Genomic DNA, 18,806 nt, shown 5'->3' on the forward strand with positions numbered 1-18,806 from the left:
ACGACCACCATTTATTAGGAATATAAAGTTGGTTGATTCATATTTTTTAATTTTCGCAGATAGTAGCGGTACTTTTCTTCCCTTGGTTCGGTATGAATCATGTTTTTTTCACATTCACAGCAAATAAATAGTTTGTATAAATGAATGCCCTGTTCCTTTTCTTCCTCGCAAATACCGCACCGTTCCATCATTATGTTTTGTTCCATCTCCCCACCTCCGTTAGTTTAGTATCTCCTAATCTAACGAATTTTATACGAATCATTGAAACTTTTTTAGAGAAACTTGCATTTGTTCTTTCGTGAATGAGTAGTTTTCCTAAAAAAGACTATCCATGAATGATCCTTTCTGACGTTACAATTAAAGTATATGCCAGGGGGGCTTATTTCTTTACAATTTAAACGAACGATGGGCCAGAACAAATTTTTAAGGTATGATAAATAAATGAATGGCGGCAAGTGATGTCAGTCCAAACAAACCCAAAAAGCCTGAAATGATAACTGTAAATAGATTAATGGGGATATGCAGACCGATTGCTCCTCCGAATACGTTAAAGAAAAATAAAAACAATATGCCAATCCCAAGTTTCACAGTGCTGTTCGCGATAAAACGCATTGGTTTAACGGGGGCACCTACGAATAATAGAATGACAATTAATACAACCATAATTGAAATAACCAGTGTCGAACTCATGCCGAGTCACTCCTTTTCCTTGTCCCTTTCTACTTATATATGAAAGGACTTGGGGAAAAAGAACTGAAATCTATTGATTGTACTGGATGGCACTAATTTTCCGCCGCCTTGCTTCCCTCAATAAAAATAAATACTTAGCCTTTGCGAGGTTCTGGTGGTAAAAACCAACATCGGTCGGTTCGATGCTTTTGTCCACGATAGACTGAATTTGTTTCCACTCTTGCTCAATATGAAACAATGAATCCAATAATTGTTCATCCACTTCCCGTTTTCGCTTTTTTCTCCCCATCCGCTTCACCTGTCTTTATAGATCTCGTCTGCCTTCCAATGCTTTAGATAGCGTCACTTCATCTGCGTACTCCAGATCACCGCCAACTGGCAGCCCGTGCGCTATCCGGCTTGTTTTGATCCCCGATGGCTTCACAAGCCGGGAAATATACATCGCTGTCGCTTCTCCTTCAATATTCGGGTTCGTAGCCAGAACCAGTTCCTCGACCTCTTCATCTTTCAGCCGGCTGATCAAATCCGGCACATTGATATCCTCTGGGCCGATTCCGTCCATCGGCGAAATCGCGCCGTGCAACACATGATATTTTCCATTGAATTCTTTCATTTTTTCCATCGCAATCACATCTTTTGGATCCTGCACAACACAGATAATCGAGCCGTCTCTTGAGGTGTCCTGGCAGATGGCACATGGATCCTGATCAGTGATATGTCCGCACGTTGAACAATGTGTCAGCTCCCTTTTGGCATTCACCAGTGACTTGGCGAAATCAAGGACGTCATCATCTTTCATATTTAACACAAAAAATGCCAGGCGAACTGCAGTTTTAGGCCCAATCCCCGGCAATTTTGTGAAACTGTCAATCAGTTTGGAAATCGGTTCCGGATAATACATGAGCATGCCTCCTGTTAGAAAAACCGGGCATTTGAATCCCTGCGTTTTTCCTGTAAGGTCAACCAGCCAATTCTCGAATATTAGAACATTCCGCCAGGCAAATTCATTCCTTGTGTGAATTGACCCATTGTATCGTTTGTTTTGTCGTCAATCTGTTTGATAACATCATTTGTCGCAGCAAGGATAAGATCCTGCAGCATGTCAATATCATCCGGGTCAACAACTTCTTCTGAGATCTGCACATCGGTGATCTCTTTCTTGCCATTGGCGACGACAGTCACCATACCGCCACCGGTTGATGCCTCAAATGTCATTTCATGCAGTTCTTCCTGGGCTTTCATCATCTTTTTCTGCATCTTCTGCATCTGCTTCATCATATTGTTCATATTGCCTTTCATAAAAAACGCCTCCTAAAAAATTATCTATTGTTCATGGATTTCCAGCAGCTCATCCCCTACCAGTTTTCTAGCCTCTTCCACCAGGGAATCCTCCTGCTGATCTTCTTGTCTACTCGCTGATTGTTCCTGCCTGCTTAAATATTCATTGCGCAGTTCTTGCCAATTATTCACTGGAATTGGGATAATCGTCCACTTTTTGCCAGTCACACTTGTCAGCACCGATTCGACGGTATCCTGGTTATCCAAAAACAGCGCGCAATGAATTTCATATTTAAATTGAACGATTAATGTATCACGTGATGCGGCTGCAGGCTTGCTGTCCTGTATTGTAGCATGTGCAGGGGCGCTTGTCGATTTCAGCTGACTTAAAAATGAGGCCCATTGGGACTGGACTTCATTAAGGATTGGCTTTTCCGCTGTATCCAGAACACTGCGGATTTTTTCATATGGAATGTTGTAACTGTTTTTGGATGTTCTTGGCTTTTGCCGTCTTGGTTCCGGCCCCGGCGCCTGCTGTTTAACAGGTGCAGGTGATTCCTTCAATGCTGTTAATTCCTTTTCCAGTTGTTCCAGTCTGCCCGTGAGTCTCGTAACAGCTTCGGGGTCTACCGCATTTTGTCTCTCCTCTGTCTGTGCGTTTTGATTGGTTATCGTAAGAATAGCAATTTCAATGAATACTTTCGGGCTGGTTGACCATTTGATCTCCTGCTGACACTGATTAAGCTGAGTAATCGCGTCCTGAATCCAGTTTTCTGAAACATCTCCAGCAAGCTGCTTAAATGGTTCGTCCACCATCGCCCGCTCCAGGATATCCTCAAGTGTTGGGGCGCTTTTGTACAATAATAAATCCCGCAGAAAATAAATCAGATCATACACAAAACGTGCCGGATCTTTTCCGTTCTGAATCAACTCGTCAAGCAATGTTAAAGCTTTCTGCACATCCTGATGATGCATGGCCTTGACAATGTCCGTCAAAATTCCCTGTGCCACACCGCCTGTAACGGCAAGGACGTCTTCCACTTCAACCCGTTCATCGCTGTACGATATCGCCTGATCAAGAATACTGAGTGCATCCCGCATACCACCCTCTGCAGCGAGTGCAATCGTTTCAAGTGCTTCATCAGACACAGCGATTTGTTCCGCTTCAATAACTGTCCGCATCCGTTCAACAATTGATTTATTTGAAATCGGTTTGAAATCAAAACGCTGGCATCTTGAGGCAACTGTCAGCGGGATTTTGTGAGGTTCGGTCGTCGCCAAAATAAAGACAACATGCTTCGGAGGCTCTTCCAATGTTTTTAGAAGTGCATTGAATGCACTTGTTGAAATCATGTGCACCTCATCAATAATGTACACTTTATAGGGAACCGAGCTTGCAGCATATTTAACCTTATCACGTATTTCTCGAACGTCCTCAACACTTGTATTCGATGCCGCGTCCATTTCGATTATATCGTTAATCGAACCTTCCTGAATACCACGGCAGGCTGCACATTCATTACATGGTTCTTTGACAGGGGCATGTTCACAATTAATCGTCTTCGCAAAAATTTTCGCAGCACTTGTTTTCCCCGTCCCCCGCGGTCCGGAAAAAATATAAGCATGTGAAAATTTCTCCTGAACAATCGCATTTTGCAGTGTTTTCGTAATGTGGGTCTGTCCAACAACATCCTGGAAGGTTCCTGGCCGCCATACGCGGTATAGTGCCTGATAGCTCATAATGAATGTTTCCCCTTTATCAGTTCTATCTAAATTATACCCGATTTCATGGGTAAATGTGAACCTTAAAGTAATATGAAAACCCTGTTAGCAGAAGGATTTAATTTTGATTTAACCATACACTTTTGTTTGCAAACCGGCTTTTTGTGTTATAATATACATAGAAAGACATAAAATAATAACGACCGAAGATACAGTCATATCTTCGGCCAGCAATGAATCGCTTCCCCTTCAAGAGGGGTCAGCGCTAGTGAAGAATAGACCTCACCGGCTGATAAACCAAGGGAGGTCTATTTTTTATGGTCGATGATTGCCACAACCAGCGTTGAGAATGCAATCATGATAACCATTGCCTCGAACACGGACATAGGCAACACCTCCTTCCGTTATAGCGTATCGCATGACACTACAACCGACAGAAGTGCGCCGACCCCCCTTGAGAAAAACGATCACTGCATGTATCCATTATACCTTACTGTTATGATATTTTAAAGTTTAAACATGTGTCTCTTTTGCGATTTATCGGAAAACTAATACCCTGCAGTTCCTTTGGCTTAATGGATGGATTGACCGCATCATGCATCGATCCAGCTGTCACACATGCCGCCGTTCCATCAAGTGAATACCGATTCCCATAAACACAACACCCATCAATAACAGGATACTGACCGGGTACATTAGCTCTTCCAGCGCATAGCCATAAAGCGCAGCACCGTTCAGGATCTCCATACCATACGTCAGCGGGTTAATCTTGGACAGCATCAGCAGAATTTCAGATTCAACAATTTCAATCGGCCAGAATGCACCGCCAATCATAGCCATGCTGACTGAAATAATCGGCAGCAATGCATTGAACTGCTGGACATTTTTAACCAAACCTGTTATCAGGATGGATAATGCGACAATTGCGAACACGTATGGAACGAGAAGAAGTAGGGTTTCCGCAAACCTCCCATTAAAATCTACACCTACCAAGTAACGAAAAATGAGAAAAATAATCAGCACCTGCAAATAGCCTTCAAAAAAACTATAAATCAGATTGGCAACATACATCTCCCACTTTTTTACAGGCGATAAGATCATCCGATCCCACAAACCATCCTTTTTGTCCGTTAAAATTGGTAAAACATTATAACCAATCGTGTAAATGACAAAAAACAATGCAAAGCCAAACAGCGTATGGAATGTACTGTCAAACTCAAAATCATCTGAACTGCCGAAGTAGCTCGTTTCCATGGAAAATATTGGTTTGGTCATCGCTTTCTCCAATTCTGTCCGTACAGCATCGGCTTCCATAGTACCCGAGGTTCGTGCCGCTTCCAGAATTTGTTCCTGCCGCTGCTTTTTGGTATAAGCTCTCTGAATCATCTGTTCAACTGTACCGGCATTTGGCGATTCTACGCCGACAATCAATTGAAAGTCATCTTCCCGGAGGATGGTGCCAACCTCCGCTCTCCCGTTTGATATTTCTTCTTCCACCGTTTCTTTTTCATCCACCCAATTGAAAGCAAATCCCTCTATTTCATTAAAAGCCTCACCAACTGTGGATTCCTTGGCTGATTCATCTGCTGCATAAGCAGGTATCTGAATATTCCCCTCTAGGTTTGAACCACCCATTACAAGAGCAAACACAATCGACATGACGGTGAAAATGATAAATATCAGCGGGTTACGGATAAACATTTTCAGTTTTGAAAGTAAAATTCCAATCATGACGTCAACCCCCTTTTCGGAAAGCTGAGAACAGCCAGAATGATAGCCAGCAATGCAAAAATAATGAGGAACAAGAGATGGTTCCAGACGTCCGGAATGCCATCACCTCTCAAAATAGCAATATAAGCCGACATCCCTGCTCCGTTTGGCGTCAAATTGCCGATTGTCCGAAAGAGTGCAGACGAGTCACCGATCGGAAAGAAGCTTCCTCCTAAAAACGCCATCAGGCTTACCAGTATTCCGGAAAAAAAATTTGTTATCAGCTCCGAATTGATCCGGTAGCTTATCGCTGTCAGCAGCACAGCTATACCGCCGACTGCCATTGCATAGATAAACGTCACAGTTAAAAATGCCATCAAGTCCGGCCAGGCTACGCCAAAAACAAGCCATGCAAATGCATAAACAATCAATAAATGGAAAAAGCCGAAAATCATACCTGACAGCAGAACCCCTATGAAATAGTTCCAGCGTGACACATTTCCCAGAATAATACGATCGAATACGTGAATTTTCTTCTCGTAAAATGCAATTGAGCCAATAGTGGAAGCCAGGAACAGCACATTCATGACAACCATACCGACTGCATAATAACCTTTCGCGGTGATCGGGTTTTTTTGATTAACGGTCGTTATCACGCCTTCTGACGCATCGCCATTCAGATCAAGAACACCGGGATCAATTCCACTTTTGCCTGCAAATGTGCCTAATGTAAACTGTTCCTGATATTGCTCCAGAATACCGTTTACAACGGATACGCCAATTTCCTGCATTTCGTTTTGTGAAACCTTTAATTCAGGCTGTACCTGTTTATCAAGTACCATATATTCGAGCATGTTATATGTGAAATTCTCAGGTACTTCTATCACAGCCGTATACGTTTCATCATCCAATAAGTTATCAAGTTCTTCCGGAGATGCTTCTTGAACATTAATCCTGCCGTCCAGTTCATCACTGCCTAAAATATCTTCCTTTAATGTACTAATCGGTGTTAGACCAGCAGTTCCCGACTCAATCCCCTCGATGGCTTCAGGAGGTAATTCGGTTTTCATATCATTCATAAAACGATCCAATTGCTCTTCCTCGTTGCCGTGCTCTACAATCGCCAGCTTGACATCAATCGGGCTGGATTCTCCATTCATGTAGTTGGCGAGCGCCATTCCGAGAATGGTAATTAATATCATAGGCAACCCAATCAGTAAAAACAATTGGACAGGGTTTCTGATCAACATAAGTCCTTGCTTTTTCATAATTTGCCAAATCATATGATTCACCACCTAATCCCGGAGTGCCCGACCTGTCAAATGGAGAAATACATCTTCCAGGGTCGGGTTCTTGATATCAACTGAGCTCAGCTCGAGTTCGGCTTCCTCTGCCAGATGAATTAACTTAGGAAACATATTGATTTCTTTCGGGACGGTTATGGTCACTTCTTTTTCGCCGGCAATCACTCGATTAATTGTTGGCGTTTCTTGAAGCAGCGCAATAAATCGCTCGTTCAGCCGATGGGTTTTGATGGAGATAGTCTTCTCTGCAGACAGTATTTGCTTAATTTCCTCTTTTGTGCCCGATGCGATCAAATTCCCCTGGTCCATAATATAAATCCGGTCACACAGAAATTCGACTTCTTCCATGTAATGACTCGTATACAGAACAGTCATCTGTCTTTCCTCATTCAAACGCTTTACAGTTTCCAGAATATAATTGCGTGATTGGGGGTCAATACCGACTGCCGGCTCATCCATGATCAGCAGCTCCGGATCATGCAGCATTGCCACACCAATATTTAAACGCCGTTTCATACCGCCGGAAAATTTACTGACCACTTGTTTACGGCGCTCACTCAAACCGATCTGATCCAGCACTTCATCAGTTTTCCGTTTCAATGCGGAACCTGTTAACCGATATATACGTCCGAAAAACTGCATGTTTTCTTCTGCAGTTAAATCATCATACAGCGCAATTTCCTGCGGTACCATGCCAACAATTTTCCGTAATGGGGCAGGTTTTTTCAAAATGCTCTCATTGTTAAACCTTACGTCACCGCCAGTCGGTTCCACCAATGATGACATCATCGAAATAGCCGTTGACTTGCCGGCACCATTCGGCCCGAGCAATCCGACGATTTCACCTTTTTCAATGAACATATTTAAATTTTTGACTGCTTCATTTTGTTTGAACTTCTTTGTTAAATCCACCAGTTCAATCATTGTTCCTCCCTCCTCTATTTGTATTTTACGATGGTTTGCTGTAAGGCGTATACTGCCTGAAGTCACTGAATCAATAATTTTTATGTGACTGAAGTCATTTTCTGCTTGCAATATAAAAAGCTATTACCGAAAGCCCCGGCAATAGCCATGGTTTAAAATAGCTGTATTTTTAAAGGTTCTTTTTTTGACACCTTATCCATAAATTGCGACGTAATTGCTATGTTGATTTCAGCATAGTTTGTTACTTTCTACCCCGCAGGACGAGCAAAACATTCACCAAAGAGGCTCACGGGTCACCCTAAGGTGCACGGACTATTTCCGCAGCGATGTTATTGCACCCAAATTTTTCGTTACATCACAGTTTATTTCTGCTGTAAGACTTAAAGGAAACATTCTGATTAAACTGTGCTCTAATCATCGGCAATATGATGTTTCACGGCATAGATAGCCAATTGCGTCCGGTCACGGAGGCCTGTTTTCTGCAGAATCTGTGTGAGATAATTTTTCACCGTACCGATGGATAAATAGAGTTCTTCAGCAATTTCCTTATTTGCCCATCCTTCGCCTATCAGCTTTGTAATCGCCAGTTCCCGTTCTGAAAGGGAAACAGCCAATTCCTGCCCGCTTTTGGAGCGCTGGAGAAGACGCGGCATTACTTTGGCAGCCACTTCTTCGTGGAGTGCCAAGCCACCGCTCATACAACTGTAAACAGCTTCGATTAATTTATCGGATTCCGATATTTTCAGCAAAAATCCATTAGCTCCTTCCTTCAGAGCTTCAACCACGTACTCATCATCGTTGAAAGTTGTCAGTATTAAAATTTTAATATCCGGCCATTTCTGCTTAATTTTCCTTGTTGCTTCAATGCCGTCCATAACCGGCATTCTGACATCCATCATAATAAAATCAATAAGGTGCGTTTCCAGGATTTCAATCGCTTCTTCACCGTTAGCCGCTTCCTGGACAACAGTGATATTATCATCCTGCTCCAAAATCACCCTGAGACCCTGTCTCACAATGGATTGGTCCTCTGCCAAAAGCACACGCCACATAACTCTTCACCTCTTTATCCGCCTTAAAAGGCTGTAATCCCCAATGGATAAAAGCGTCCCAATAAAAAACTTCATTTCACCCCGTCTATAACTATAAACGGCTGCAAATTGTCCCTGAATGGCCGATTCTGTTCGGTCTTGCACGACGCAGGACACACACAGGTCACTTTATGAATCCGGTATTGTTCCTTTAACTACAAATTTTTCATCTGTTTGGTATGTTTCGAGACGTCCTTCTGCTTCCTCTAACCGCTTTTTCATATTCGTCAAACCGAAACCATATGCAAATGGTTCAGCATTATGGATTGTATTGATGACCTCAAAGGAAATCTCTTCGTTTGCAGATTTTCCTAATGTCACATGAACCTCCCTCGACTTGGAATGCCGCATTGCATTTGTCAGTGCCTCCTGAATGGCACGATACAAAATAATATTTTTCTCATTTGAAAGATGTACCGATAAAATTCCCTGTCTTATCGTAAACTGAACAAGCAGATGACTTTCTGCTTCCAGTTTGCGAATCAGATGAACGACGCTTGCAATACCTTCATTTTCATCTGTTTTAAGTGCTTTGACTGCCTCTCTTGTCTCCTCAAGACTTTCATTAGCCATTTGTTTTAATGTATTAAATTCAGGATGCTTTGTTTCAATAGCCAGCATCTCCAGTTTCATAATCAATGCTGTTAATCGGTGCCCAACCGAGTCATGGATGTCTCTGGCAATTTTTGTCCGTTCTTCCAGTCTGGCATTCTGTTCCGCAGTCAGATTCATCCGTTTCAGTTTTCTATATTCACTTAACATCTGGTCATAAATATCCCTTTGTTCCTGCCTGTCATCAGCCATACGATTAATCTTCAGCACTAAAAACGAGAAAAGCAGACTGACAGCGATCATTTCAAGCAAACGCCCATTGTTAAGGAACGTGAGGGATAGCGATAATCCGATGTTAACAGCCAAATAAACAGGAAGAACCTTGTTTGATAAGTTCATGGCTGCTTCTATTGTAATAAACAGTATAAGTATTAATGTTAATGTAATGTTATCGGTTAATAAATAGCCGTGTATACATATCATGAACGACAGCATGGTATAAAGCAGCAATAATGCTTTTCTGACAGACAGGAAGAAATAAAGTCCAAGCGAAATAGCAAATAAAATAATGCTTAATGGTAGATTGATACTGTGCAACAGAATGATTAATGCCCAAAGCAGGACATAGACACTAAACCGTAAACTAAATAATTTCACTTTATATACCTGCTTTCTACCGGTTTCACACTGAAGATTCCACTGTAATTGCCCCATTTTCAGTACAATATCTGTTAAAAGTATAACAAAAAATTTATGCTTGCAGATATTCAACTTAGAAAAAACGCTGATACGTCTTTTTAGATGCCAGAAGTCGGAGGTCGGATTGGTGGAAATCGGCGAGTTAGCCGATTGATTTCATTACTCACTTCCATTCAATCGAGAACGTAAATTATATACTTTTTTTCTAATTAAAAAAGACTGCACAAATGCCACTAACGACATTGATGCAGTCTTTCACTATTATGTATACCGTGCACCCATTGTTGATCGGGCATCCCTAAGCGTTACTCAAGTTCATGGCTCGGCTCAGGCTTCCCCGCGGCACACAAGAATGACCACTTACTGCTGCTTCCTTCCGGATCTGACAGGATTCATGGGTTCCTGTTGCGCAGGACCTGGGCGTCAACACTAATCCCTTGAGGCAGACCTTAAAGACGTCCGACCTCGAATGGGAATTCGGCCCCGCTCTAGCGGCTTGCGAGTACAGGGCACCGCTACCTCCCCGCTTAGCACGGCAATCATTATTATACTGTCTATTCATGTAAAATGCAATGATAATTCTGAGGTGGATACAATTTAACCTTTTTGTTCCTCACTTTTCAATTCCTATTTCTTTTTGCCTTCCCGTAATTTTCGGAAAAAATCTGTCAGCAATGCACCGCATTCTATTTCCAGTACACCGCCCACAACGTCAGCCTGATGATTAAACCGCTCGTCTTGCAGCAAGTTCATCAGTGTGCCTGCACACCCTGCTTTCGGGTCCGGCGCCCCAAACACGACCCGCTTAATTCGTGACTGGACAATGGCTCCGGCACACATTGGACATGGTTCAAGCGTGACATATAACGTACAATCCTCAAGCCGCCAGCTGCCAATGACCTGGTTCGCCTTTTCAATGGCAATAAGCTCCGCATGTGACAGCGTCGTCTGCGATGATTCCCGAACATTAAACCCGTACGCGATCATCTCGTCCTCATAAACAACCACAGCTCCAATCGGAACTTCCCCCATGGTTTCAGCCTTTTTCGCTTGCTTGATTGCCTCTTGCATAAATACAGCGTCTTTTTCCATTTTAACACCCCGAAACGTTTGAAATTCTTCATAAAGGAAAAAATGAAAGGAAGAAAGGAGTCACTTTATGGATACGTCAATTGAAAATAGCGTCATTCTGTTTATAGATATTATAAATGATTTTGACTTTGATGGCAGTGATAAGCTGCTCGAACATACGGAAAACATTTTACCAGGTTTAAAAAAGTTAAGACAGTTTGGAAAAGAAAACGATATCCCGATTATCTATGTTAATGATCATTACGGATTTTGGCAGGCAGATTTCCGGAAAATCATCAACCACTGTGAAAACAGCCGAAACCAGCATATTATACAGGAATTAAAGCCGGATGATTCCGATTATTTTCTGATTAAACCGCAGCATTCAGCTTTTTTCCAGACACCGCTGCATGCTTTATTGAACGATCTGGGCAGAACACATCTGATCATGGCAGGGATTGCCGGTGATATTTGTATTTTATTTACGGCAAAAGATGCCTATATGTATAAATATACCATGCACGTTCCGGAAAATTGTATGGCTTCTGAGGAAAAAGACGGCAATGACTATGCACTCTATCTGATGCATTCCGTCATGAAGACACTCGTTGATCCGATCTAAGTTATATCCGCCTCGCTTAAATCATATGGTATAAGAGGAAATGATTTAAGGGAGGGGATTTTTTTGCAAATTCATGTCGTACAGCAGGGGGATACACTTTATAATATTGCGGATACATACGGTACCACACCAACTGACTTAATCGACGCAAATGAAATCGATGCACCGAATAACCTTGTAGTTGGCCAAACAATCGTCATCCCGATCGTTGGACAATTTTATTTTGTCCAGCAGGGAGACAGCTTATCTTCCATTGCCCAACAAATTGGCATGTCAGCAGAACAGCTTGCACAAATCAACAATATATCGGTTGGCACCACGTTATCTGTAGGAACGCGCTTATATATTCCTGAACAGCCAAAGCCGGAAATCACGTCAAATGCCTATATCGAACCTATTGGAGGAGAGGTTTCCCAGACATTAATCAACGCCGCCAATAAAACAACCCCATATCTGACTTACCTGGCGCCATTCAGTTATCAGGTCAGCCGCGATGGCACACTGACAGCCCCGCCGCTCGATAATTTTGCACAAATTGCCGCCAGTCAAAACACGTCCCTCATGCTTGCCGTCACCAATCTGGAAGAAGGTCAATTCAGCCAGGATCTCGGGCATATTATTGTGACGGTTCAGGCTGTACAGAACACACTGCTGGATAATATCATCAATGTGGCCAATGAAGTGGGATTCACTGATGTCCATTTTGATTTTGAATTTTTGCCGCCGGAAGACCGTGACGCTTATAATACGTTTTTAAGAACAGCCAAGCAGCGATTATCGGAAGAGGGGTTATTCATGTCCACCGCGCTTGCCCCGAAAACAAGTGCCGAACAGACAGGGACATTGTATGAAGCGCACGATTATGCCGCACACGGTGAGATTGCCGACTTTGTTGTGCTGATGACGTACGAGTGGGGTTATAGCTATAGCCCGCCAATGGCTGTATCACCCATCGATCAGGTACGGGAGGTCGTCAATTTCGCATTGAGCGTCATGCCTGCGGACAAAATACTGCTTGGACAAAATTTATACGGCTATGACTGGACACTGCCATTTGAAGAGGACGGCGAGCCCGCTGAAGCCGTCAGTCCTCAGGAGGCCATCACCAGAGCACGCAATCAACATGCGGCCATTCAATATGATACTGAAGCCCAAGCACCATTTTACAAATATACCGATGCACAAGGGAACAATCATGAAGTCTGGTTTGAAGATGCACGCTCGATTCAGGCAAAATTTGATATGATCAAAGAGTTGAATTTATTGGGGATCAGTTACTGGAAATTAGGGCTGGCTTTCCCGCAAAACTGGCTGCTCCTGCAGGATAACTTCACCATTCGGAAATTGGATTAAGAAAAGCGCAGGACTCCTTGTTCACCTTCGAAAAGCTTAAGCAAGAATCCGTAGTGGCGGGTGTCGCCACGTAAAATGATTGCTTAAGACCTCGAGGGGAGAGCGCTGGAGCTGGACATGGCTATTGCGGACAAAGAGCTTCATATAGCCCAAAATTTTATACGTTCTTATCTTTTAAAAAATCCCCCCTAATCGCTGTTTAAGCGGTTAGGGGGATTACTTGTTAGGAACTCAACACATTCAGGGACTCTCTGTTAAATGCCGGGATATCATCCGGTTTACGGCTTGTCACCAGTTGGTTGTTGCATACGACGACTTCCTGATCCAGCACTTCTGCGCCTGCATTTTCCAAGTCTACAAGGATAGATTTGAAACCTGTTGCTCTGCGCCCATCCAACACGCGTGCATTAATCAGCAATTGCGCACCATGGCAGATGGAGAACACCGGTTTTTTGTCATCCATGAATTGTTTAGCAAACTTGACAAAACGCTCATCAGCACGCAACATATCCGGCGAAAAACCACCCGGAATAAACAGAGCATCGAATTCTTCCGGTTTCACATCATCGATTCCCTCATCAATTGTGACCATTGCTTCGTTATTTTTGCCCGTTACCTTTTTGCCTTTTTCAGCACCAACGGTAATCACTTCATGTCCGGCATCTTTAAAGGCTTTAGCCGGGTCTGTATACTCAACGTCTTCAAACATATCGGTTATAACTGTTGCTATTTTTTTAGCCATTTTAAACACTCCTTTGAAAAATGCTTCACTCTCAATTTACCCGGGAGAAGACAAGCTGAAACATGTTTGATTTAAAAAAGAGTGTCATTGTTATGGCCCACCAAAGAGTCAGCTCCCCCAAAAATCAGGCTTACACAACGCTGGTGCAAGCCTGATTTGTACCGATTATTCTTCAAGTGTTGATGTATCACCCGTTGGCAACCCGAGCTCCCACGATTTCAGGAGGCGGCGCATAATTTTACCACTGCGCGTTTTTGGAATCGCATCACTAATTTCCAGTTCACGTGGTGCGGCATGAGCAGCCAGACCGGTTTTAACAAATTGGCGGATTTCTTCCAACAGTTCATCGGAATCTTCATAACCATCATTCAAGGTGATAAATGCTTTAATAATTTCTCCGCGCTCAGGATCTGGTTTGCCAATGACCCCTGCCTCTGCAACAGCCGGATGCTCGATCAGCTTACTTTCCACTTCAAATGGCCCGACACGTTCACCGGATGTATTAATCACATCATCGAGTCGTCCCTGAAACCAGAAATAACCGTCTTCATCTTTGTAGGCACTGTCACCGGACACATACCAGCCATTAACAAAATAACTTTCATATTTCTCCGGACGCTTCCAGATTGTGCGCATCATTGCAGGCCATGGCGCCTTGATTGCCAGGTTGCCCATTTGATTTGGCGGTACTTCATTTCCTTCATTATCAATAATTGATGCTTCAATTCCTGGGATGGGTTTCCCCATTGAGCCTGGGCGAATTTCCTGTGATGGCAGATTAACGATCAACTGTGCACCTGTTTCGGTCATCCACCATGTATCATGAATTCGCAGATCGAATGCCTGCAGCCCCCAGGTAATGACTTCCGGATTCAGCGGTTCCCCGACACTCATGACATGCCTTAATGATGAAAGGTCATGTTTTTTCACAGCATCTTCACCGGCACTGACCAGTTTTCGGAGTGCAGTTGGCGCTGTATACCATACGGTAACATTATATTTATCGATTGTCCCATACCAGTTGTCCGGGCTGAAACGGCCGCCGCGGACGACATTCGTAACGCCATAAAGCCACGGTGCAAAAATACCATAACTTGTTCCGGTGACCCACCCCGGATCTGCCGTGCACCAGTAAACATCATCTTCATGTAAATCCAGTACCCATTCTGCTGTGGCATAATGCTGGATCATCGCATTATGAACGTGGTAGACACCTTTAGGTTTCCCGGTCGATCCGGATGTATAATGAATCACCATACCATCTTCTAGATCAACCCACTCGATATCAAAGTCCGTTGATGCATCTTTCATTTCCTTCTGATAATCAATGTATTTGTCAGACGTTTCATTGTTTTCACCGACAAGCACGATTTTCTTAAGATCAGGCAAATCATCCTGTGGTACCCGACCAAGCAAATCCGGTGTGGTAATCAGCATACTCGCTTCACTATCCTGTAAACGATCACGGACAGCCTGCTCCATAAACGCTTCAAACAACGGTCCGGCAATGGCGCCGGTTTTTAAAATGCCAAAAAACGTTGCATAAAATTCCGGACTTCTCGGCAGGAGAAGAAAGATCCGGTCGCCTTTTTCAACGCCATGATTTTTTAACACATTGGCAAACTGGTTGCTTTGTTTGCTTAATTCATTAAACGTTACCTTTTCCTCACGATCGGGTGACGAATACAATAACGCAGCTTTATCTTTTTTATCCGGGTCTTTTGCGTGACGATCAACAGCCTCATACGCCATGTTCACTTTTCCAGTCTCATTCCAGCTGAAATGTTTGCTCACCTCTTCCCATGAAAACGTCTCGCTTATTTTTTCATAGTTTTGCAGATTATACTTCCCGTCTTGTGCAGGTATACGCTGCATATCCATTTCTATCACCTCATGTTAAGTATTTGTAATCGGTTGCAAAACCGCTTACTCCAAGATACGCTATAATTGCAATGATTATACAATTATAGAGAGTTTTATAAACATTTTGGGAACTACTCTTTATTTTAGAACATTCTGTGACAATTTTAAAGTATTTAATTTGAATGTATTCAAAAAGCCCTTGCGACAATATTGCACAAGGGGGCTTTTGACCAACAGCAGACATGAATAAACTTCTCTCCCGTTCTCTTAGTTACTTTTCGTATAACTTCCACATTTCCTGTATATCATTCATTATTTGTTTTTGTTGGGGGCATAGTCTGTTCACAAGCCATCCCAATATACATCATTACCTCAAGCGTTAACACATTTTATACCGGCAATCTGTTCATTTATACAACCTGTATAATCAAGCTGCCTCCTGCACGGATTTCAATTGAGGGACATCCCTCATCATGTGCTCTCCATCGAATGCACAGTTGCGAGTACCAATAACATAAAAGATCTTGATGAGTTTCCGACATAGTGATTGATATCCAAAAGACGAGATCAATGCGTCTTTGAATGATTTTCGATTGAGGTAGTATTTCTATGTTGAGGCGATAGAAAGGGAGAATCTGTGGCGGAGCCATTTAGTTGGAATAACAAGTAAAAAAAGCCTGCAAAACAGAAGAATTGTTCCCATGCCGAAACCGATAACGATTAGTGTTATACTCCCATTTGTACACTCAGTATCAAAAGTGATAAATTGGGATTATGGCAAAAAAGGGAACCGGAAACCGACGAGGTTATCAAGGCAGGCCGTATCATATACCTTTTCAGGGGGGTTGGGCATAAACACCTGGGATCATCAAAATTCCTTATTTATTGAGGTGATTATAATGAAAAGTGACGCAAAAGACTGTCTTTACGTCCACTTTAAACGCATTAGAGTGGAATTAAATGTTTAGGAATTAAATGTTTATGGTCCCTGAACACAATAAACGTTGACTTCCCCCAAAATGATATTTACTGAGTAGACGTTTTTTTACAATAAAGATGTATACTGATACCGGTTAATAGCTTACTGCAAAAAGGTCACTTAACGGAAGAATTTACTCATCTGCAAGGAGAAAATGCATTGCCCCAAACGATCCTAAGACCTATCTAGGAATATCCCGAAGCATCCAAGCCCGAAATTTGTAATCCGGGTTAGCCGGACTACAAAATCATAGATTCATTTGTCAAGGAACAAAACAAACTGGAAATTGACATCAACTGTGAAGTTAAAACTTATTTTACGAGGAGTCTTAAAATGAAGAGCCTTATCAAACATCCTATTTTTATAGCAATTTTGGTACTTATCGCTTATGTAATCGCTATTGTCTTATGGAATATTGATTTAACTTTAGGTGCTTTGCAAATTGTTTTTGCTAATTCTGCTATTGGAATATATGGAGTTTATGTTTCCGGCAGGGAGATAAAAAGAGCAAAAGGATATATACATTTATTAATAAACATACTTTGTTTAATGATAACGATTACTGCTGCCTTAATTCCCTTGATAGCTTTTATATATGTAGATATATATGGATTTTAAAAAGAAGAAAAACCTTTAAAACCGTAAAATTAAATCAATTATTTTCAGAGAGACTAGTGAGTCATTTAACTGCATAAAAAACTAGAGTTATTGCAGTCCTAAAAGTTTTGTTGACTGCAATAACTCTTATTTCACTAAACGATCGTACAAGGCGTCGTTTTAGCTAGGAAGAACGCGATGATCGTATTCGATCCAGGGCCTGAGGCGCTATTGGCGCAATCGATCAAATCAGTATCACATTCGCAAAAACCTTTACCTTCATGATAACAATTATCATGCATGAAACAACAACCATCAAGCTGATTTTGCAAATCGCCCCCTCCATAATCTCCTCGAACCCCGCAGTTACTACCACAGTGCTGATAATTGACTCCGCCGAAAGTACAGCACTCACCTGCACAAGGAAAGGATACCAGTGTTCTGTTTTTATTGAATACAGTGCCTTTAGTTCCCTCAGGCTGCTTTTGAAAGGTCTCCGGATCTGGTTTTAATTCACTAGCAGAAGTATCTTTTGAGAACGAATCCTTTTTAATTCCATTTAAAAAAGAATCTATTTTAATAATATTACCATCATCTTCTATTAAAAGATTTTTTAAATTAGATATTTCTACCTTAGTATCATTATCTGAATCATAAATATACGCTGCTTTTAGTAACATATCATCAGATAAGTTAGTTACTATAAAATATCCTTCCTTTGTTGTAGGAACTTCCTCTATATCTTCGACGTTAGCGGATTGTACTGTTTCTTCATCATAAAAAAATAAATCTACTCCTATAGAATTGGAAAAATTGGGTTTAGGGAGTTTTCCTTTTTCCTTTTCCATAGTTTGATAAGTTTCTGTGCTAGTGAAATCTTTAAATCTCTGTTCAACGTCTTCATGGCTTAAAAAATTTTGCCACATTACTAATTCCATATTTTATCACCTTTCTAATTAAATAATTATGGTTGCAACCAAATGGAGGTGGCACTCGGAATCGAACCGAGGATCAAGGTTTTGCAGACCTTTGCCTTAACCGCTTGGCTATGCCACCAAAATGTTATCTGTTAAGTAAAGAGTTATTACGGGCTAAAAAAACAACCACCTTTCAAGATTTGTATTAAATTTTTTGGCTCAACACCAAAATCTATGGTTGACGAACTCAAGCAATCCCATCCATATAAGCCCAGTTACATTCGACTAAGATGCGATTCTCGTATACATTCCGATTACGTGTGAAATAGTGACGACGCTGTAAAGCTTTGATCTTATTATGACGTCCTTCGACAACGGCATTGGTAAAGCGTAGCCGATGATAGTTAATCACTTCTGTCTCCCAGTTTTGAATCGTTTTGATACAGGATTCAACAGCGTCATGACAAATACGATGTCCTTGTTGATACCATTGATCCAATGTCCGTTTGGCTTGCTCAGCGTCAGCACTTAGGTCATACCAGTCAATGAAGGCTTCTTTCCAGTGATATGCAGATTTTAGCCTTTCATCATATTTCAAAATGGCCTCAACAATAGCCTCCTCTTTGGTCGTTAGCATGTCACAGCGTTTTTCCAGCAGACGATGATGGCGCTTCAGTTGTTTGCGCGCTTGA

The 18,806-nt window shown here is 42.1% G+C and carries 20 protein-coding genes, 1 tRNA gene and 1 other RNA gene; 3 read left to right on the forward strand and 19 right to left on the reverse strand.

Features of this window, described 5'->3' with window-relative positions; translation table 11 throughout:
* Positions 1 to 14: 14 nt before the first annotated feature.
* From E4U82_RS09345 to tadA, 14 genes are all read right to left on the reverse strand, one after another.
* The gene (locus E4U82_RS09345; protein WP_135109937.1) at positions 15 to 206 is read right to left on the reverse strand and encodes a sigma factor G inhibitor Gin; all 192 of its coding nucleotides are present in this window, start codon (positions 204 to 206) and stop codon (positions 15 to 17) included.
* Between the two features lie 217 nt (positions 207 to 423).
* Positions 424 to 690 (reverse strand): pro-sigmaK processing inhibitor BofA family protein, encoded by a 267-nt coding sequence (locus E4U82_RS09350; RefSeq protein ID WP_135109938.1) that lies wholly within the window; start codon positions 688 to 690, stop codon positions 424 to 426.
* A gap of 70 nt (positions 691 to 760) precedes the next feature.
* On the reverse strand, positions 761 to 979 hold the full coding sequence (locus E4U82_RS09355; RefSeq protein WP_135109939.1) for a YaaL family protein: 219 nt from the start codon (positions 977 to 979) through the stop codon (positions 761 to 763).
* A gap of 15 nt (positions 980 to 994) precedes the next feature.
* A complete protein-coding gene (gene recR, locus E4U82_RS09360) occupies positions 995 to 1,591 on the reverse strand; it encodes a recombination mediator RecR (protein WP_135109940.1) in 597 nt (198 codons plus the stop codon).
* Positions 1,592 to 1,671: 80 nt separating this feature from the next.
* The gene (locus E4U82_RS09365; protein WP_135109941.1) at positions 1,672 to 1,989 is read right to left on the reverse strand and encodes a YbaB/EbfC family nucleoid-associated protein; all 318 of its coding nucleotides are present in this window, start codon (positions 1,987 to 1,989) and stop codon (positions 1,672 to 1,674) included.
* 24 nt (positions 1,990 to 2,013) lie between these two features.
* The gene (dnaX, locus tag E4U82_RS09370) at positions 2,014 to 3,708 is read right to left on the reverse strand and encodes a DNA polymerase III subunit gamma/tau (RefSeq protein WP_135109942.1); all 1,695 of its coding nucleotides are present in this window, start codon (positions 3,706 to 3,708) and stop codon (positions 2,014 to 2,016) included.
* 290 nt (positions 3,709 to 3,998) lie between these two features.
* Positions 3,999 to 4,076, reverse strand: coding sequence for a putative holin-like toxin (locus E4U82_RS20630; protein ID WP_425339516.1), 78 nt, complete (start codon positions 4,074 to 4,076; stop codon positions 3,999 to 4,001).
* A 226-nt stretch (positions 4,077 to 4,302) separates the two neighbouring features.
* Complete coding sequence (locus E4U82_RS09375; RefSeq protein ID WP_135109943.1) at positions 4,303 to 5,421, reverse strand: ABC transporter permease; 1,119 nt, start codon at positions 5,419 to 5,421, stop codon at positions 4,303 to 4,305.
* A complete protein-coding gene (locus tag E4U82_RS09380) occupies positions 5,418 to 6,683 on the reverse strand; it encodes an ABC transporter permease (RefSeq protein WP_135109944.1) in 1,266 nt (421 codons plus the stop codon). The genes E4U82_RS09375 and E4U82_RS09380 overlap by 4 nt, the downstream gene beginning before the upstream one ends.
* A gap of 12 nt (positions 6,684 to 6,695) precedes the next feature.
* On the reverse strand, positions 6,696 to 7,628 hold the full coding sequence (locus E4U82_RS09385) for an ABC transporter ATP-binding protein (protein WP_135109945.1): 933 nt from the start codon (positions 7,626 to 7,628) through the stop codon (positions 6,696 to 6,698).
* Between the two features lie 410 nt (positions 7,629 to 8,038).
* Complete coding sequence (locus E4U82_RS09390; RefSeq protein WP_135109946.1) at positions 8,039 to 8,680, reverse strand: response regulator transcription factor; 642 nt, start codon at positions 8,678 to 8,680, stop codon at positions 8,039 to 8,041.
* A gap of 168 nt (positions 8,681 to 8,848) precedes the next feature.
* A complete protein-coding gene (locus tag E4U82_RS09395; protein WP_167751369.1) occupies positions 8,849 to 9,928 on the reverse strand; it encodes a sensor histidine kinase in 1,080 nt (359 codons plus the stop codon).
* A gap of 312 nt (positions 9,929 to 10,240) precedes the next feature.
* An RNA gene (gene ffs, locus E4U82_RS09400) (signal recognition particle sRNA large type) lies at positions 10,241 to 10,506 on the reverse strand.
* A gap of 91 nt (positions 10,507 to 10,597) precedes the next feature.
* Positions 10,598 to 11,062: a tRNA adenosine(34) deaminase TadA gene (gene tadA / locus E4U82_RS09405; RefSeq protein ID WP_135109948.1), complete on the reverse strand. Its 465-nt coding sequence runs from the start codon at positions 11,060 to 11,062 to the stop codon at positions 10,598 to 10,600.
* Between the two features lie 67 nt (positions 11,063 to 11,129).
* Between tadA and E4U82_RS09410 the strand changes: the two genes are divergently transcribed.
* A complete protein-coding gene (locus E4U82_RS09410) occupies positions 11,130 to 11,663 on the forward strand; it encodes a cysteine hydrolase family protein (protein WP_135109949.1) in 534 nt (177 codons plus the stop codon).
* A 63-nt stretch (positions 11,664 to 11,726) separates the two neighbouring features.
* Positions 11,727 to 13,016: a glycoside hydrolase family 18 protein gene (locus tag E4U82_RS09415; protein WP_135109950.1), complete on the forward strand. Its 1,290-nt coding sequence runs from the start codon at positions 11,727 to 11,729 to the stop codon at positions 13,014 to 13,016.
* A gap of 223 nt (positions 13,017 to 13,239) precedes the next feature.
* On the opposite strand, the gene E4U82_RS09420 is transcribed toward E4U82_RS09415, so the two are convergent.
* Positions 13,240 to 13,758 (reverse strand): type 1 glutamine amidotransferase domain-containing protein, encoded by a 519-nt coding sequence (locus E4U82_RS09420; RefSeq protein WP_135109951.1) that lies wholly within the window; start codon positions 13,756 to 13,758, stop codon positions 13,240 to 13,242.
* Between the two features lie 165 nt (positions 13,759 to 13,923).
* On the reverse strand, positions 13,924 to 15,639 hold the full coding sequence (gene acsA, locus E4U82_RS09425) for an acetate--CoA ligase (RefSeq protein WP_135109952.1): 1,716 nt from the start codon (positions 15,637 to 15,639) through the stop codon (positions 13,924 to 13,926).
* Positions 15,640 to 16,933: 1,294 nt separating this feature from the next.
* On the opposite strand from acsA, the gene E4U82_RS09430 reads away from it, so the two are divergent.
* Complete coding sequence (locus tag E4U82_RS09430; RefSeq protein ID WP_135109953.1) at positions 16,934 to 17,218, forward strand: hypothetical protein; 285 nt, start codon at positions 16,934 to 16,936, stop codon at positions 17,216 to 17,218.
* A gap of 134 nt (positions 17,219 to 17,352) precedes the next feature.
* Here E4U82_RS09430 and E4U82_RS09435 read toward each other — a convergent pair whose 3' ends face one another.
* From E4U82_RS09435 to E4U82_RS09445, 3 genes are all read right to left on the reverse strand, one after another.
* Entirely contained in the window at positions 17,353 to 18,135 is a 783-nt protein-coding gene (locus E4U82_RS09435) for a phospholipase A2 family protein (RefSeq protein ID WP_135109954.1), read from the reverse strand.
* A 43-nt stretch (positions 18,136 to 18,178) separates the two neighbouring features.
* Positions 18,179 to 18,253 (reverse strand) — tRNA-Cys (locus E4U82_RS09440).
* Positions 18,254 to 18,361: 108 nt separating this feature from the next.
* Positions 18,362 to 18,806: transposase (locus E4U82_RS09445; RefSeq protein WP_167751370.1), on the reverse strand; the 445-nt coding region annotated here is incomplete at its 5' end.

Source organism: Lentibacillus salicampi (assembly GCF_004565465.1).
Taxonomy (GTDB): domain Bacteria; phylum Bacillota; class Bacilli; order Bacillales; family Amphibacillaceae; genus Lentibacillus; species Lentibacillus salicampi.

Coding starts and splice junctions, on each gene's coding strand:
- tadA (WP_135109948.1), bottom strand. CDS start 11,062: ATGGAAAAAGACGCTGTATTTATGCAAGAGGCAATCAAGCAAGCGAAA.
- E4U82_RS09390 (WP_135109946.1), bottom strand. CDS start 8,680: ATGTGGCGTGTGCTTTTGGCAGAGGACCAATCCATTGTGAGACAGGGT.
- E4U82_RS09350 (WP_135109938.1), bottom strand. CDS start 690: ATGAGTTCGACACTGGTTATTTCAATTATGGTTGTATTAATTGTCATT.
- E4U82_RS09365 (WP_135109941.1), bottom strand. CDS start 1,989: ATGAAAGGCAATATGAACAATATGATGAAGCAGATGCAGAAGATGCAG.
- recR (WP_135109940.1), bottom strand. CDS start 1,591: ATGTATTATCCGGAACCGATTTCCAAACTGATTGACAGTTTCACAAAA.
- E4U82_RS09385 (WP_135109945.1), bottom strand. CDS start 7,628: ATGATTGAACTGGTGGATTTAACAAAGAAGTTCAAACAAAATGAAGCA.
- E4U82_RS09355 (WP_135109939.1), bottom strand. CDS start 979: ATGGGGAGAAAAAAGCGAAAACGGGAAGTGGATGAACAATTATTGGAT.
- dnaX (WP_135109942.1), bottom strand. CDS start 3,708: ATGAGCTATCAGGCACTATACCGCGTATGGCGGCCAGGAACCTTCCAG.
- acsA (WP_135109952.1), bottom strand. CDS start 15,639: ATGGATATGCAGCGTATACCTGCACAAGACGGGAAGTATAATCTGCAA.
- E4U82_RS09375 (WP_135109943.1), bottom strand. CDS start 5,421: ATGATTGGAATTTTACTTTCAAAACTGAAAATGTTTATCCGTAACCCG.
- E4U82_RS09420 (WP_135109951.1), bottom strand. CDS start 13,758: ATGGCTAAAAAAATAGCAACAGTTATAACCGATATGTTTGAAGACGTT.
- E4U82_RS09435 (WP_135109954.1), bottom strand. CDS start 18,135: ATGGAATTAGTAATGTGGCAAAATTTTTTAAGCCATGAAGACGTTGAA.
- E4U82_RS20630 (WP_425339516.1), bottom strand. CDS start 4,076: ATGTCCGTGTTCGAGGCAATGGTTATCATGATTGCATTCTCAACGCTG.
- E4U82_RS09345 (WP_135109937.1), bottom strand. CDS start 206: ATGGAACAAAACATAATGATGGAACGGTGCGGTATTTGCGAGGAAGAA.
- E4U82_RS09410 (WP_135109949.1), top strand. CDS start 11,130: ATGGATACGTCAATTGAAAATAGCGTCATTCTGTTTATAGATATTATA.
- E4U82_RS09380 (WP_135109944.1), bottom strand. CDS start 6,683: ATGATTTGGCAAATTATGAAAAAGCAAGGACTTATGTTGATCAGAAAC.
- E4U82_RS09430 (WP_135109953.1), top strand. CDS start 16,934: ATGAAGAGCCTTATCAAACATCCTATTTTTATAGCAATTTTGGTACTT.